We start from the raw sequence: 15,848 nt of genomic DNA, 5'->3' as shown, positions 1-15,848 counted from the left end.
TATTAAAAAACCCTTTTATGGATTCTATAACTACCACTGCCAAGACCTGGTTAACCGATTTCTTTGATCAAGCCACGCGGCAAGAAATTGAACATCTCATCGCAAATGACACAGAAGAGCTCAAAGAACGTTTTTATAAAAATCTAGAGTTCGGCACTGGTGGTATGCGCGGTGTAATGGGGGTTGGTACCAATAGGATCAATAAATATACCTTGGGTAAAAGTACGCAGGGACTGGCCAATTATTTAAAAAACACCTACTGCGAAGGGGAAATAAAAGTGGTTATTGCCTATGACTGCCGTCATAACAGTGATACCCTATCGCAAGTGGTGGCAGAAGTATTATCGGCCAACGGCATCAAAGTATTTCGATTTTCTGAGCTTAGAACAACACCTGAACTATCGTTTGCGGTTCGACATTTGAAATGCTATGCAGGTATTGTATTGACAGCTTCACACAATCCGCCTGAATACAATGGCTATAAGGTGTATTGGGGTGATGGGGGGCAGATAGTGCCTCCTGAAGATGGTGAGATTATCGCTGAAATTGATTCCCTTTCATTCGAGGACATTAAATTCAAGGCCAATCCTGATTTAATCGAATCCATTGATGTAGCGGTAGATGAGGCCTTCTTTGAAGAATCCGTTAAAAATGGGAGTTTTGGTGCGAAAGGAAAAGATGATTTTAAGATTGTTTTCACCTCCATTCATGGCACTTCGATAACCGCAATTCCTGAGGTTTTAAAACGAGCGGGCTATAAAAACGTGACGGTCATCGAAGAACAGGCCAAACCTGATGGAAACTTTCCTACGGTCAAGTCACCAAACCCAGAAGAACCCGAAGCTTTGGCTATGGCCATTCAAAAAGCGAAAGAGATAGGGGCCGATATGGTAGTGGGTACAGATCCCGATAGTGACCGTTTGGGCATCGCCGTACGAAACCTTGATGGAGAAATGGAACTCTTGAACGGAAACCAGACCATGGTCTTGATGACCAAGTTTTTATTAGACCAGTATCAGGCCCAAGGCTTTAAGGGTAACGAATTCATAGCAACGACCATTGTATCGACCCCGATGATGGAACAAATGGCAAAAGCCTATGGCGTGGAATTCAAAACTGCCCTAACAGGTTTTAAATGGATTGGAAAAATGATAAAAGACTTTCCCGATTCAACGTTTATTGGCGGCGGAGAGGAAAGTTTTGGCTATATGGTCGGTGACTTCGTTCGCGATAAAGATGCGGTGACTTCCACCCTATTGGCCTGTGAAATAGCTGCACAGGCAAAAGCCAACGGCAGTTCTTTTTATAAGGATTTGATTGATGCTTATGTACAGTTCGGATTCTATAAAGAGAAATTGATCTCAATCACCAAAAAAGGGATGAGCGGTGCTGAGGAAATCAAGCAAATGTTGAAAGATTTTAAGGAAAATCCCGTGTCGACCGTACAAGGTTCAAAACTACTTTGGATAGAAGACTACAACACCTCCATCGCCAAGAATGTACAAACCGGAGAGGAAAGGCATATCGACCTTCCGAAATCAAACGTATTGATCTATGAAACCGAAGATGGTACGCGAATAGCGGCCAGACCTAGTGGCACTGAACCTAAGGTTAAATTTTACATGAGTACAAATACGACCTTGGGCGAAGCAGCGGATTTTAAATCCGTAAATTCGCAGTTGGATTCTAAATTGGAAGGAATCGTTGCGGAACTGAACTTATAGTGAATGAACTACTTTAAAAAGATTTTACGGTTTGCCAGACCGTATAAATCGTATGCGATACTCAACATTATCTTTAATGTACTTTACTCGATATTCAACGTATTGTCGATTATCATATTTATACCAACCTTGGGGATTTTATTCGGTACACAAGAAAAAGTGGCACAAGCCCCTATTTATGATGGCCTTGGTAACCTTCAGGCCTATTTGACCGATTCGTTGAACTATTATTTGACCGTAAAAGTGGATCAAGAAGGTCCGGTAGCGGCCTTAGTATTCATATGTATTACCAGTATCATCATTTTTTTTCTTAAAAATGCTTTTCGCTATGCAGCAATGTATGTATTGGCCTTTTTAAGAACCGGTATGGTGAAAGACATTCAAGACAAGCTGTACCATAAGACCTTAGATTTACAGCTGGGCTATTTCACGGAGACCAGAAAGGGAGACCTGCTCGCTAGAATGACCTCTGATGTCAAAGAAATCGAGGGTTCTATCATAAACTCTTTAGAGGCACTGGCGCGCGAACCCATAACAATCATCATTGTTCTGGTCTCGATGCTTGCCATAAGTCCGCAATTGACCCTATTTGTTTTTATTTTTTTACCGATTGCCGGATTTTTAATTTCCGTAGTGGGCAAACGGTTAAAAGCGCAATCTTTAGAGGCCCAACAAGAAACAGGAACCTTTTTATCTTTTTTAGAAGAGACCCTTGGGGCCTTAAAAATTATAAAAGGCTTTAATGCCGAAGAACGTCTGAGTACAAAATTCACGGATTCTACATCACGGTTTAAAAAAATTATGACTGCTGTGTTACAACGAAAAGGCCTTGCCTCACCATTCAGTGAATTTCTAGGGGTAACCGTCGTAATTACCGTTCTATGGTACGGTGGCAGTCTGGTCTTAGGGAACAAAAGCACCTTGACACCACAAGAATTTATGGGCTATATAGGCTTGTTTTACACGATTATCAATCCTGTAAAGTCGATAACCACGGTCAATTACAATATTAAGAAAGGGAACGCATCCGCAGAGCGGATTTTTGAGGTATTGGACAAAGAAAATACCATTAAGGAAAATGCCAATGCTTTGACCATAAATGGACTAACAGATAATCTGACCCTACGGGACATCTCCTTCAAATACGAAGATGAGTGGGTACTTAAAAACTTCAACCTAAAGGTCAATAAGGGGCACACGATTGCTTTGGTTGGGCAATCAGGAAGTGGAAAAAGTACCATCGCCAATTTGGTCACACGATTTTATGATGTCAATGAAGGTGAAATTTTGATTGATGGCACCAATATCAAGGACATTACCAAAAAATCACTTCGCGCATTGATGGGCTTGGTAACCCAAGATTCCATTTTATTCAATGACAGCGTAAAGAACAACATTGCCCTTGGTAAAGAAAATGCTACGGACGAGGCGATTATGGAAGCTGCAAAGATTGCCAATGCCCATGATTTTATCATGGAGCTACCGAGTGGTTACGATACCAATATCGGTGATAGTGGCAATAAGCTAAGTGGGGGACAAAAACAACGTTTGTCGATTGCGAGGGCCGTTTTGAAAAATCCACCCATCATGATATTAGATGAAGCTACCTCAGCCCTTGATACGGAAAGTGAACGTCTGGTACAGGATGCTCTAGAGAAAATGATGCGCAATCGAACCTCTATAGTTATTGCCCATAGATTATCCACCATTCAAAACGCCGATTCGATCGTGGTACTTCATAAAGGCGATATTATGGAACAGGGCACGCATGAAGAACTTATGAAGTCAGCAAAAGGTTATAAAAAATTAGTTGAGATGCAGAATCTTGGTTAATGGTTAAAAATTTGAAAAATTAGTATACCTATTCCTGCTGCATAAACTTCGTTATTGAAATTTAATTAAATATCGCGCATCAGAAATTCCATACAACAATCAATTAAACCTTTTCATAACTTTAGGGTCATAGTAACAAACCAGGCTTTAATTGATATCAGAAGAAACGCTTGTTACCGAATTAAAAGACAAACAAAGCCAAGCCAAGGCCTTTGAGGTGCTCGTAAACACCTACAAAGAGAGGCTCTATTGGCATGTCAGAAGAATTGTATTAGATCACGATGATGCTGATGATGTGCTTCAAAACACGTTTATCAAGGTATACAAAAGCATTGATGGTTTTAAAGGCGAAAGCAAATTATATTCTTGGATGTATCGTATCGCAACCAATGAGTCATTGACTTTTTTAAAACAAAAACAACGTAAAGCAGGTATCACAGACCAAGAAATGAAAGAAAGCATGTTGGGCGCATTGCAATCCGATGTGTATTTTGAAGGCGAAGAAATTCAGTTGAAATTACAAAAGGCCTTGGCCACACTGCCCGAAAAGCAGAAACTGGTTTTTAATATGAAATACTTTCAAGAAATGAAGTACAATGAAATAGCCGAAATTTTAGAAACCTCGGTAGGTGGCCTAAAAGCATCATACCATCTAGCGGTTAAAAAGATTGAAACCTATCTCAAAGAAGATTAAACTATTTTAGAATTTGAGAGTCAAATAGTTGACATGAAAAAGAACCACAAAAATAAATTCAAGACCCCTGAAGGCTATTTCGAATCCTTTAACGAAAGGTTAATGGATAAGATTGCGGCAGAAGAATCCATTATTCCGAAAACGGATGGTTTTTCGGTTCCCGAAGGCTATTTCGATTGGGTTCATGACAACATTGCTAGCAAGATTACTACAGATGAGTCCAAGGTTATTTCATTGGTGGACTATAAGAAAATCTTTTTCGCCGTAGCCTCGATTGCTGCAATTTTGGTGTTGGTATTTTATCTTAGCCCTGATACTACGAAACCGGTACGGTTTGACGATTTGGCCAATGCCGAAATAGATGCTTATTTTGAAAATACGGATATTGGGCTTTCTTCTTATGAAATTGCCCAAGTGGTCGATATAGACGCCTCTGAATTGGGCACTATAAATGACGATGCCATTGAAATTGAAGAAGAGGTGCTTATAGACTACCTTGATTCGAACATAGCGGATTTTGAGGAATTAAATTTAGAATATGAATTTGAAGAATAAACTACTTCTACTGCCTATACTTTTATACGCTTTGGGCATTTTTGCACAACAAGGACCTGGCAGGGAACGTATAAAAACCCTAAAAGTGGCATTTATTACGGAGCAGCTAAGCTTAAGCCGCGAAGAAGCGCAGCTATTTTGGCCAGTCTACAATGCCCACGAGCAAAAGATAGCCGACATTAGAAAAAAAGAACGGCAACAGTTTGGGGGACGTTTGGCCAATCTATCACAGACGTCGCCAAAAGAAGCTGAAGTTATGGTCGCCACTTATGCAAAACTGCAGTCTGAAAAACATGCGGTAGAGCAAGACTTTATTGCGGATTTAAAAGAGGTGATTCCTGCTTTGAAAATCATTAAACTCTTTAGGGCCGAAGAGAGCTTTAAAAAAAAGCTATTGCAGCAATATCAAAAACGTCGTGGAGGGGGCTGATCCTACAATAGTCTCCGTCAAATTTAAAGTACCCTTGAAACATAACGTAGTGCACCTACCTATCTGACCGATAAGCAGTCTAAAATCTTATTTATACAAGTAGTCTGGTTCTCGACGTTATTGAATCCAACGATTACGGCATTCTTAGCATAAGGCATATTGATTTTCAAGAATAGAGCATTGGCTACTACCTTTGATACCATAATTCGACGTACGACCCATAAAAGGGGCCAAAAGGCCTTTTTTTCGATTAAACCTATACCGCTCATAAGGGTCATAGTAACAGTAACCCATAAAATCTACATTATGAAAAATTTAAAAACAGTATTGTTGACTATGGCACTTGTTGGAGCAATGTTTATGAGCAACGCACAACGAAAAGTAGTTCGTGTATATCCTAAACATGGTACCGTGGTAACCACAGTGGTAAAACCGCGTGTTGTCGTTCATAAGAAAACCAATTTCTACGTTGCAGATGGTGTCTGGTATAAAAAAAGAGCCCGAAAATACATGGTCTGTGCTGCCCCTGTTGGAGTTAAGGTAAGAACACTGCCTAGAGGTAATAAAGTGGTGGTTGTAAAAGGTAGAAAGTTCTATAAATACAAAGGCATCTGGTATCAAAAAACAGGACGCAATTATGTTGTTGTCAATGTTTGATATCAGATTTAGTTTGGATTGTTGTTGCAAAGAAGGGGCGTTTATAAACGTCCCTTTTTTTATTCAAAAGTTAATCGGGCAATTCGATTTTTTCCGGCCGCATAAGCGGTATTTTCATTTAAGAACCGAATAGTGTAAAAACCTTCTTTGCTAAGTTCAGACCAAGTAGCTCCCCTATCGTTCGAATATGAGATACCGGTAAACCCCACTGCCACCAAATCTTCCGTCCCTGAATTAGGGATGTATTGTACACAACTTTTATATCCCGGTATTTTCCCGTCAGCTGCGGGCAACCACGTACCACCACCATCGGTGGTCACAATTTTATTCGCCTTGTTCAAATTGGGTTGGGTATAGTCCCCTCCAATTCCATAACCGTTTTTTTTATCGTAAAAATCAATGGAATAGATTCCTTGTGAATCCGTGGTATTGATTATCGGGGTTTTTACGACCTTCCAAGTCAATCCCTTATCAGCAGAAAATAAAACACGACCGACCGAAGTGGCCACCCAAGTATGCTCGCCTATAATATCTATATTGGTATTACTGGCTGCAAAAGCCCCTTCATTGGCTATAGGTTCTGGTAATTGACTGCAAGACAGTTTATTCCAAGTAGTTCCACCATCTCGGGTAATGATAATCGATAAACATCCATCTGTGGCATCACCAATGGCAATTCCCTCTTGGTCGTTCCAAAACTTCAGGGCATCATAGAATACCTTTTCACCTTCTTCTTTATAGACCAATTCCATTTTTCCGGCATCCCCTGTTTTGTACAACAGTGCAGGATTTGCTACCGACAGCATAAAAAAGTCATTCGTCGTATGCCCGATGGCCCGAAACTCTGGTATGCTGGTATGGTACTTCATGACGTTGGAGCGCACTCTACCACTTGTTACATCAACCGTACCATACACTCCCCCACTCCCTGCAAAAGCAAGGGTATTATCATCTAAAAAAGTAATGGCTCGAATACTAACGGAATCTTCAAAAACAGTTTCAATGGCAATTGATGTATATTCATGTGATTTCAGTCGTGACTGACATCCTGCCAAAAAGACCAAGGCAGCCAAAAAAATGAAATAGCGCATAAAAAGAATTTGTTCAAAAATAGAAATAGTTCATCGAGATTCCTTGTGAACCATTCAAGATATCGGTATTTCATAAAATCATTTTAGAGTTCCGGGATTCAAAAATGCGAACAACACCTCGTTTAATCTTGCCTAATTAGCTGGAAAGTCGTTCTGATGACTATACTGATTTTCCTCTAAAATTATGGAACGGAGGGAGGGTGAAAACAAAACCAGTGGATTTATAATACCATTTCACATTAAGTAAAAATAGAGAAGAAGAATATCTAACAGGTATGCCTACCTTTGCACACTTATTTTTAGTTCATGCGTTTACACCGAAATTTAGTATTTGCCGTTATCGATGCCTTAAACTTCATTTTCAATGAAGGGGAGTACGCTGACAAGGTCATCGAAAAAGTTTTACGCTATGATAAACGTTGGGGTGCCAGGGACCGTGGTTTTATTGCAGAAACCACCTATGACATCGTACGTTGGAAACGACTCTATGCCGAAATAGCCGAGGTAAGTGCACCCTACTCCCGCGAAAACCTATTCCGCTTGTTTGCCGTTTGGTGTGTACTACGGGGCATTTCATTGCCCGATTGGAAACAACTGGAAGCCACACCGGTACGGCGTATCAAAGGTCGTTTTGATGAGCTTTCAAAAATCAGGAAGTATCGGGAATCCATACCCGACTGGTTAGATGAATTGGGCGAAAAAGCTTTGGGTACTGAACTATGGACGAAAGAAATCGCGGCACTGAATGCGCAGGCCGAGGTAATTCTTAGAACGAATACCTTAAAAACCGACAAACAACGCTTAAAAGGGCTCTTAAAAAGCGAAGAAATTGAAACGGAAACCATTTCAGGCGCAAAAGCTGCCTTAAAACTGGTAGAACGTAAAAATGTGTTTACAACCCAAGCTTTTAAAAACGGACTTTTTGAAGTACAAGATGCTTCTTCACAGTTGGTTGCACCTTATTTAGAGGTGAAACCGGGACAACGTGTGGTTGATGCCTGCGCCGGTGCGGGCGGCAAGACCTTGCATTTGGCCTCATTGATGGAAAATAAGGGGCAGTTAATAGCCCTGGACATTTATGAAAGTAAGCTCAAAAAATTAAAGATACGTACGAGAAGAAATGGCGTTCATAACGTAGAGACCCGAACCATTGACTCTACCAAAGTAATTAAGAAGCTCCATAATTCAGTAGATAGACTTTTGTTGGATGCACCATGTTCAGGCCTAGGGGTTTTACGTCGTAACCCAGATTCTAAGTGGAAGTTACAGCCCAAGTTTATCGAGAAGATCAAAGGTGTTCAATATGATATTCTTCGTAACTATTCTAAAATGGTGAAACCAGGGGGAAAAATGGTCTATGCGACCTGTTCTATACTACCAGAGGAAAATGCAGAACAGGTGCACTCTTTTTTAGCCTCAGAAGAGGGTAAAACCTTTAGGTTTGAGAAAGATCAAAACATCTATGCATCAGAACACGGGTTTGACGGATTTTACATGGCTTTGCTGCAAAGGACCGAATGATCTTGGTGAAAACTCCTGATTTTGGTCGATGGTACCGAATTTTATCCTAAATGATCATTTTCAAAAGTCTTTAACGCTTCAATCAACAATTAATCTTAAACTTAAAAAAAACCTAAAGTGTCCTGATTTTTTGCAATTCTGCAAAAATCTTTTAAGTTATTTAGATGATATCAAAACAAAAAGAACAAAATCAAGACATTTTAGAACAATCAATTTCCCATTTACAATTCAAGGGTTTCGAAAACATCAAAGCGGATATTCCGGGATACGACACTCCTAAAACCTTTAAAAGTAAAAGAAGCGGTGTCGAGGTCACTCCTGATATTTCAGCTACGAAGAATGGTAAGAAATACTTTTTCGACATTAGTTTAAAATCCACTAAGGTAGATTTACTGAAATCAAAGTGGTTGTTGTTGGATACCTTTAGCCGTCTGAAGACCAACCGGTTTAAAATTATTACAACAAGAGGTCATTTGAAATTCACTAGGGACCTGTTGAACGATATTCAATTGAGCCAAAAAGAGTTCATTAAAATCTAATCTTTTTTTTCATAAGGCATTTAAAAAAACAGCTATTTCTACAATAGCTGTTTTTTTTACATCCATTTTCAAGAGTTATGGCAATATTCGCATTAAGCCCAAGACCCAATCAAAAAAGAGATATGCAACGAATACGGGCATTATCACCACTCAAGTAACTTATGCCAAAAAAGTGGTTTTTGGCCTACCCATAAAAACCGGGGCTTACCAAAAAACAGTATCTTATGATGCGCAATTCAAGGCTTTACATAATCAATTGGAGGTCTTAAAGAACAAAGCTATCGTATAATTCGTTAATACAATTACCGCATGGCAAAGAATAAAACTACGGTTACTGAAATCGATGTATTTGATTTTATCCATTCTTATGTTGAAAATGAGCAAAAGAAATCAGATAGTCTTGAACTCATAAAACTAATGGGCAAATGGTCTGGTTTTGAACCTAAGATGTGGGGACCCACTATTATTGGTTTTGGAAGTTATCATTATAAATATGCCAATGGCCATGAGGGCGATGCACCGATGTTAGGGTTCTCGCCAAGAAAAGCACAATTTTCATTCTACATCTATGCTAAAACAGGCAAGAACGATGCATTATTGAAAGCGTTCGGTAAATTTAAAATGGGGAAGGCCTGTATCTATGTTCAAAAACTTGCCGACATAGATATTTCAATTTTGGAACAAATCTGTAAAGAAACCCTAATCTACCTCAATGAGAATCATAAATGTGGGGCATGTAAAGGTGAATAATAACTTGCTTATAAAGACGTAAACTGACCTATTGCATTGGTTTTTTAGAGTAAGAACTTTAGGGGATACAGCAATGATTCCAACAATATCGTTGAAATGATTTCACTATATTTCCATTAAAATATACATGTACCCTATATGGGGTAAATGGCTTAATCTTAATAATGTTTTGATAAAAACAAAACTCTTTACAATAATGATGTTGTTTGGATTTTTAGCTTGTACCAATAAGCCGAGAATACCTGAAATAAAATATTCAAATAATATCGTCGCACAACCAATTCCATTTGCGAAAGGCATAATCTCCACTGAGGACAATAGTGAATTTGAATTGACTTTTTCCACGGACGGGCTTAAGGCTTACTTCTCTAGAAGGGCCCCTAATGAAAAACAAAAGATTTATGTGAGTGATTTTAAAAACGATGAATGGACAACGCCAAAACTTGCTAGTTTTTCCACGGACAGGGATGAAACAGCATATATTACACCAAACGGAAAGTTTTTTTTCTTTGGTTCAGAACGTCCGATTCCGAACCAACCCAATAAAGGAAACTTTGATATGAATATTTGGATGATGGAAAAAACGGATAATGGTTGGGGTGAACCAAAACCATTACCAGAACCGATAAACGAGGTTCAAATAGAACAGGAAGACTGGCCATCATCAAACAATAACTTCTTTTTTTCGAATGACAACATCACTTTTTATTTCACTACCATGATGCGCGGTACAAAAAGTGTAAAGCTTTACGAAACCAAGTTTGATGGGGAGACTTTTTCCGAACCAAAAACGATAGACGGAATTTTTGAAGATGAAAAGCTTTGGATTTATTCCGCGGTAATTTCCCCGAACGGCGAATATTTGGTTTTCAATTCATATGGTGCGCCAGGCGGAAAAGGAGGTGAAGATATTTTTGTTTCTAAAAAAACAGGAAAGGGATGGAGCCATGCGAAGCCAATCGGACCACTGATCAATTCAAAAGACGAAGAAAGTAGTCCGAGATTTTCGAGGGACGGCAACTATTTCTTTTTTAGTCGAGCTGAGAATTTAGGGAACTATGAATATGGGGAATGGAGCATTTTCTTTATCGAAACCAAATATCTGGACCTAGAAGGATTATTTGATTGAAAATCATGGCCGGACCATGGTGGGATGCAATCATTTTTCAATTTGGTAACATTCGTATCGGTTTCTACTTTTACCCAGGTCGTAAAACCCCATCGGTTGATGAATGTAGGAGGGATAAGGGCATCGCAAATCCATTTTCTAAATAACTATTGGTCCTTTTAGTAAAAGAAAGATAAACCTTGCAAAAAATTGGAATTCTTCAAAACTTAAATAAATAAAAAATAGGGTGTCACGGTTATACGAATGAGTCATTTGGTTCCCCCGTGGTGACTAATTTATGAATACCAAAAAAGACTTCAACGATAAATTAAGAATGAACAAGATACAGGCCAAACCAGCTCGAATAATTGCCCTTTCAGCAACCAGTTTAAGCTATCTGCTTTTGATTTTTATACTGGTATTCGAAACTAGAACTACTGATTATACCTATCTCTTTTATAGCGCTTGGTTTTTTGGTATCGTCAGTGTAATCTCAAACATGATACTGGCCATCAAAATCAAAATAAAATCTTGGTTGATCGTTGTGTTGGGTATTTCTGGCATCATATGGCTTTTTCCACCACTTTTAATGAGTTTTTATGGTTTTCCATGTATCTTCATTTTCTTAATCGTTGCAATTTATCTACACTTAAAGGCGTTCCAGAGCAAAAAGGGTAAGACGCTTTAAATAAGGTTGTAAACTATTGAATCCTTAAGCCTATCAGTCGATTGAGAAAGCCTATTAGGTTTCTCACCTATACCTTGCCAGCTAGATATTGAGATTCGAAATGACAAAATTCAAACTCCAAAAATCAAGTTTCCATAGTGCTGCAAACCGAAAATTTCTCAGAAAAAGTGAAGCGTCTAGCAGAAGTGCGTCCGACGAAGGCGGAAAGAGCATGCAGTGCCAGATGTGAGCGGTTTTATCCGAAGGATAAAAATTTCCTTGAAAGCTTCTTGATTTTTTCGTCCCTTTTGTATCAAGACAAAATGGACAACGAAAAGACTATTTAAAAGGACGGTCTTTAAAACATAAAAACTATCAACACCCTCCGTTAAAAACTGTTTCCGAGCCCTCGGTATAAGGCAGCAAAAAATCGTAAATTTGCACTTTGCTAAACCGCTCAATACGTAAGCACATATGATTCATTTCTTCGGAGATATGGCGACCAAAGTTTTCGCCGTCCAAACTGCTCAAGAAATCACACCTGAAAACGAAAAAAAACTAAGCTGGTTGTTCGGCGACCAACCCAAACTCAACGTGGCGTCTCTTGACGCCTTTTTTATTGGGCCACGGGCCGCCATGATTACCCCTTGGAGCACCAATGCTACTGAAATCACCCAAAATATGGGCATTGTCGGTATAATTCGTATTGAGGAGTTTAAAAGTATATCGAAAGACTTTACCGATTTTGACCCCATGCTATTTCAAAAGTATAACGGGCTCGACCAAGATATTTACACCATAGCAGTTTCACCAGAACCCATCTTAGCCATTGACGATATCGCTGCTTATAATCAACAAGAAGGGTTGGCCTTAAGTACTGATGAAGTGGAGTATCTAGAAAATATCGCGAAAAAAATAGGCCGTAAATTGACCGACTCCGAAGTATTTGGCTTTAGCCAGGTAAATTCAGAACACTGTCGCCATAAAATCTTTAACGGCACCTTTGTAATTGATGGTGAAGAAATGCCGACTTCGCTATTTAAGCTAATTAAAAAGACCTCAGCGGAACATCCAAATACTATCGTTTCGGCTTACAAAGACAATGTAGCCTTTGTAAAAGGACCTAAAGTAGTACAGTTTGCACCAAAAAGTGCCGATAAACCCGATTATTACGAAGAGACCCTATTTGATTCCGTACTCTCCCTAAAAGCAGAGACCCATAACTTTCCCACCACCGTAGAGCCCTTTAACGGGGCCGCTACAGGTTCTGGCGGAGAAATTCGTGATAGACTCGCAGGTGGTAAAGGCTCTTTACCCCTAGCAGGAACTGCGGTATATATGACCGCTTATTCACGATTAGAGCCGGATCGCGAATGGGAAATGGCCTTTCCAGAACGTCCGTGGTTGTACCAAACACCCATGGACATTCTCATTAAAGCCTCCAACGGGGCGTCAGATTTTGGTAATAAATTCGGGCAACCCTTAATTGCTGGTTCGGTACTCACTTTTGAACATACCGAGAATGTCACCGCGAGTACAGTCAAAGGGTCAGACATTCGAGATGACAAAAAGGTCTCGACTGCGCTCGACCTGACAGTTAAACTTGGCTATGACAAAGTCATCATGCAAGCAGGTGGTATCGGCTATGGTAAAGCGGAACAGGCCTTAAAGGACACGCCTAAAAAAGACGATAAAATTGTAATCTTAGGGGGTGATAATTACCGAATCGGTATGGGTGGAGCCGCAGTATCAAGCGCCGATACCGGTGAGTTTGAATCTGCCATTGAACTGAATGCAGTACAACGTTCCAATCCTGAAATGCAGAAACGTGCGGCCAACGCTATACGTGGCATGGTCGAAAGCCACGAAAATCCCATTGTTTCCATTCATGATCATGGTGCTGGCGGACACTTAAATTGTCTTTCTGAACTTGTTGAGGAAACTGGCGGCCATATTGACTTAGATAAGCTTCCGGTGGGTGACCCTACGCTATCCGCCAAAGAAATTATAGGTAACGAAAGTCAAGAACGTATGGGCTTGGTGATAGGAGATTCCGATACCGATCTATTACACCGTATTGCAGACCGTGAACGCTCACCCATGTATGAAGTAGGCAATGTGACGGAAGAACACCGTTTTACGTTTGAATCGGCTACCAATGGTGACAAACCCATGGATCTCGCACTCTCAGATATGTTTGGGAGTTCCCCTAAAACCATCATGGAAGACAAAACAGTCACCACTACATTTAAAGATGCGGAATACACCTTAGAACACTTTCACGAGTACCTGAACCATGTATTGCAAATTGAAGCTGTTGCCTGTAAAGACTGGCTGACCAATAAGGTAGACCGTTGCGTAGGTGGCCGTGTGGCCAAGCAACAATGTGCAGGACCCTTACAGTTGCCCTTGAATAATGTTGGGGTAATGGCCTTGGACTTTAAAGGAAAAGAAGGAATAGCGACCAGTATTGGCCACTCCCCTATTTCTGGTTTGGTAGATCCCGTTGCGGGAAGCCGCAACAGTATTGCCGAAGCACTGACGAACATTATTTGGGCACCCCTAAAAGACGGATTACAGTCCGTGTCCCTTTCCGCCAACTGGATGTGGCCATGCAAGAACGAGGGTGAAGATGCGCGTTTGTACAAAGCAGTTGAGGCCATTTCAGACTTCGCCATTGCCTTGGGCATCAACGTACCCACGGGCAAGGATTCCCTTTCCATGAAACAGAAGTACAAAGACCAAGAGGTTATTGCACCCGGTACAGTGGTAATTTCAGCTGCTGGTAATTGTAACGACATTACCAAGGTTGTAGAGCCTGTGCTGCAAAAAGATGGAGGCGCTGTTTATTACATTGATCTATCAAAGGACAATTTTAAACTAGGAGGCTCTTCTTTTGGTCAAATCTTGAATGCTATTGGCAGCCAGGCGCCAAGTATTACGGATGCCGCCTATTTTAAATCTGCCTTCAACACCCTTCAACAATTGATTGTAGATGGTCATATTCTGGCTGGTCATGACGTGGGTTCTGGTGGATTGATAACTACTTTACTGGAACTCTGTTTTGCAGATAATGATTTGGGTGCGGAACTTGATTTAACCCCACTTGGGGAGCAAGACAGCATCAAAATGTTGTTTGCCGAAAATATTGGGGTCGTCGTACAAACCAAAAATGGAGCCTCTGAAAAAGCACTGGAAGCTACCGGATTGCATTTTCATAAACTGGGTCATGCCATTCAAGAAGGAGCATTGCGATTGAATAATCAAGGGGTTGAAATCGGCTTGAACATAGCTTCGTTACGGGATACTTGGTACAAAACCTCGTATTTATTGGATGACAAACAAACAGCAAAAGACTTGGCCAAAGACCGTTTTGCCAATTACAAAAAGCAGCCGTTGACATACAAGTTTCCGACTTCGGCTGCGCTCAGTCTCCCAAACCGCACGAGTATGGCGAAAGGTAGATTCAAGGCCGCTATTCTTCGTGAAAAAGGAAGTAATTCTGAACGTGAAATGGCGAATGCCATGTATCTGGCCGGTTTTGATGTGAAAGACGTACACATGACCGATTTAATTTCGGGTCGTGAAACCCTTGAAGATATCCAATTTTTGGGCGCCGTGGGTGGATTCTCAAACTCTGATGTTTTAGGAAGTGCCAAAGGATGGGCCGGTGCCATTAAATACAACGAACGCGCCAATAAGGTAATCAAAGACTTTTTTGCACGCCCCGATACGTTATCGTTGGGTATCTGTAACGGGTGCCAATTATTTATGGAGTTGGATTTAATCAATCCTGACCATGAAACCCATGGTAAAATGACCTATAATGATTCTAATAAGCACGAGAGTAACTTTACTTCCGTGAAAATCCAAAAAAACAATTCAGTGATGCTCTCTTCTTTAGAGGGTTCCACTTTAGGGGTTTGGATATCGCATGGGGAAGGAAAGTTCAGTCTTCCAAATGCTGAACACAATTACGATATCGTTGCGAAATACGGATACGAAGGATATCCTGCCAATCCGAATGGTAGTGATTTCAATACGGCCATGCTCTGTGATAGCACAGGGCGCCATTTGGTCACCATGCCACATATCGAACGCTCCATCTTTCCATGGAACTGGGCGCATTACCCAAAAGACCGCCAAAACGATACGGTTTCTCCATGGTTGCAAGCTTTTGTGAATGCTAGGGAATGGATTGAAAAAAATAATGAAAAGTAGTATGCAGGTCTTGGGCCTTGGGCCTTAGGCCTTAGGCCTTGGGTCTTGGGTCTTGGGT

At 40.5% G+C, this 15,848-nt stretch carries 13 protein-coding genes; 12 read left to right on the top strand and 1 reads right to left on the bottom strand.

The window, feature by feature from the left end; translation table 11 throughout:
• Positions 1 to 17 precede the first annotated feature (17 nt).
• From AACM45_RS00930 to AACM45_RS00905, 6 genes are all read left to right on the top strand, one after another.
• A complete protein-coding gene (locus AACM45_RS00930; protein ID WP_339140184.1) occupies positions 18 to 1,724 on the top strand; it encodes a phospho-sugar mutase in 1,707 nt (568 codons plus the stop codon).
• 3 nt (positions 1,725 to 1,727) lie between these two features.
• Positions 1,728 to 3,557 carry an ABC transporter ATP-binding protein gene (locus AACM45_RS00925; protein ID WP_339140183.1) on the top strand — a complete coding sequence of 610 codons (1,830 nt, stop codon included), beginning with the start codon at positions 1,728 to 1,730 and terminating at the stop codon, positions 3,555 to 3,557.
• A gap of 151 nt (positions 3,558 to 3,708) precedes the next feature.
• The gene (locus AACM45_RS00920) at positions 3,709 to 4,251 is read left to right on the top strand and encodes an RNA polymerase sigma factor (RefSeq protein ID WP_339140182.1); all 543 of its coding nucleotides are present in this window, start codon (positions 3,709 to 3,711) and stop codon (positions 4,249 to 4,251) included.
• Between the two features lie 33 nt (positions 4,252 to 4,284).
• Positions 4,285 to 4,806, top strand: coding sequence for a hypothetical protein (locus AACM45_RS00915; protein WP_339140181.1), 522 nt, complete (start codon positions 4,285 to 4,287; stop codon positions 4,804 to 4,806).
• Positions 4,790 to 5,236 (top strand): hypothetical protein, encoded by a 447-nt coding sequence (locus tag AACM45_RS00910; protein WP_339140180.1) that lies wholly within the window; start codon positions 4,790 to 4,792, stop codon positions 5,234 to 5,236. Before AACM45_RS00915 ends, AACM45_RS00910 begins: the two co-directional genes overlap by 17 nt.
• 306 nt (positions 5,237 to 5,542) lie before the next feature.
• Positions 5,543 to 5,893 (top strand): DUF6515 family protein, encoded by a 351-nt coding sequence (locus tag AACM45_RS00905; RefSeq protein WP_339140179.1) that lies wholly within the window; start codon positions 5,543 to 5,545, stop codon positions 5,891 to 5,893.
• Positions 5,894 to 5,952: 59 nt separating this feature from the next.
• Here the strand turns inward: AACM45_RS00905 and AACM45_RS00900 are convergent, their stop codons facing one another.
• Entirely contained in the window at positions 5,953 to 6,984 is a 1,032-nt protein-coding gene (locus AACM45_RS00900) for a WD40/YVTN/BNR-like repeat-containing protein (RefSeq protein WP_339140178.1), read from the bottom strand.
• A 306-nt stretch (positions 6,985 to 7,290) separates the two neighbouring features.
• On the opposite strand from AACM45_RS00900, the gene AACM45_RS00895 reads away from it, so the two are divergent.
• The 6 genes from AACM45_RS00895 to purL all read left to right on the top strand — a co-directional run bounded on the left by AACM45_RS00895 (position 7,291) and on the right by purL (position 15,790).
• Positions 7,291 to 8,505 (top strand): RsmB/NOP family class I SAM-dependent RNA methyltransferase, encoded by a 1,215-nt coding sequence (locus tag AACM45_RS00895; RefSeq protein ID WP_339140177.1) that lies wholly within the window; start codon positions 7,291 to 7,293, stop codon positions 8,503 to 8,505.
• A 164-nt stretch (positions 8,506 to 8,669) separates the two neighbouring features.
• A complete protein-coding gene (locus AACM45_RS00890; RefSeq protein WP_339140176.1) occupies positions 8,670 to 9,044 on the top strand; it encodes a hypothetical protein in 375 nt (124 codons plus the stop codon).
• 309 nt (positions 9,045 to 9,353) lie between these two features.
• Entirely contained in the window at positions 9,354 to 9,794 is a 441-nt protein-coding gene (locus AACM45_RS00885; protein WP_339140175.1) for a DUF1801 domain-containing protein, read from the top strand.
• A 196-nt stretch (positions 9,795 to 9,990) separates the two neighbouring features.
• Positions 9,991 to 10,923 carry a hypothetical protein gene (locus AACM45_RS00880; RefSeq protein ID WP_339140174.1) on the top strand — a complete coding sequence of 311 codons (933 nt, stop codon included), beginning with the start codon at positions 9,991 to 9,993 and terminating at the stop codon, positions 10,921 to 10,923.
• A gap of 277 nt (positions 10,924 to 11,200) precedes the next feature.
• Positions 11,201 to 11,590, top strand: coding sequence for a hypothetical protein (locus tag AACM45_RS00875; RefSeq protein WP_339140173.1), 390 nt, complete (start codon positions 11,201 to 11,203; stop codon positions 11,588 to 11,590).
• Positions 11,591 to 12,043: 453 nt separating this feature from the next.
• Entirely contained in the window at positions 12,044 to 15,790 is a 3,747-nt protein-coding gene (gene purL, locus AACM45_RS00870; protein WP_339140172.1) for a phosphoribosylformylglycinamidine synthase, read from the top strand.
• Positions 15,791 to 15,848 lie beyond the last annotated feature (58 nt).

It is taken from the genome of Croceitalea sp. MTPC5 (genome assembly GCF_036985505.1).
GTDB lineage: Bacteria > Bacteroidota > Bacteroidia > Flavobacteriales > Flavobacteriaceae > Croceitalea.
Note: the sequence above shows the minus strand (reverse complement) of the source record. Positions and strands in the feature narration are given on the sequence as shown.

Coding starts and splice junctions, on each gene's coding strand:
- AACM45_RS00930 (WP_339140184.1), top strand. CDS start 18: ATGGATTCTATAACTACCACTGCCAAGACCTGGTTAACCGATTTCTTT.
- AACM45_RS00925 (WP_339140183.1), top strand. CDS start 1,728: ATGAACTACTTTAAAAAGATTTTACGGTTTGCCAGACCGTATAAATCG.
- AACM45_RS00915 (WP_339140181.1), top strand. CDS start 4,285: ATGAAAAAGAACCACAAAAATAAATTCAAGACCCCTGAAGGCTATTTC.
- AACM45_RS00910 (WP_339140180.1), top strand. CDS start 4,790: ATGAATTTGAAGAATAAACTACTTCTACTGCCTATACTTTTATACGCT.
- AACM45_RS00905 (WP_339140179.1), top strand. CDS start 5,543: ATGAAAAATTTAAAAACAGTATTGTTGACTATGGCACTTGTTGGAGCA.
- AACM45_RS00900 (WP_339140178.1), bottom strand. CDS start 6,984: ATGCGCTATTTCATTTTTTTGGCTGCCTTGGTCTTTTTGGCAGGATGT.
- AACM45_RS00895 (WP_339140177.1), top strand. CDS start 7,291: ATGCGTTTACACCGAAATTTAGTATTTGCCGTTATCGATGCCTTAAAC.
- AACM45_RS00890 (WP_339140176.1), top strand. CDS start 8,670: ATGATATCAAAACAAAAAGAACAAAATCAAGACATTTTAGAACAATCA.
- AACM45_RS00885 (WP_339140175.1), top strand. CDS start 9,354: ATGGCAAAGAATAAAACTACGGTTACTGAAATCGATGTATTTGATTTT.
- AACM45_RS00880 (WP_339140174.1), top strand. CDS start 9,991: ATGATGTTGTTTGGATTTTTAGCTTGTACCAATAAGCCGAGAATACCT.
- AACM45_RS00875 (WP_339140173.1), top strand. CDS start 11,201: ATGAATACCAAAAAAGACTTCAACGATAAATTAAGAATGAACAAGATA.
- purL (WP_339140172.1), top strand. CDS start 12,044: ATGATTCATTTCTTCGGAGATATGGCGACCAAAGTTTTCGCCGTCCAA.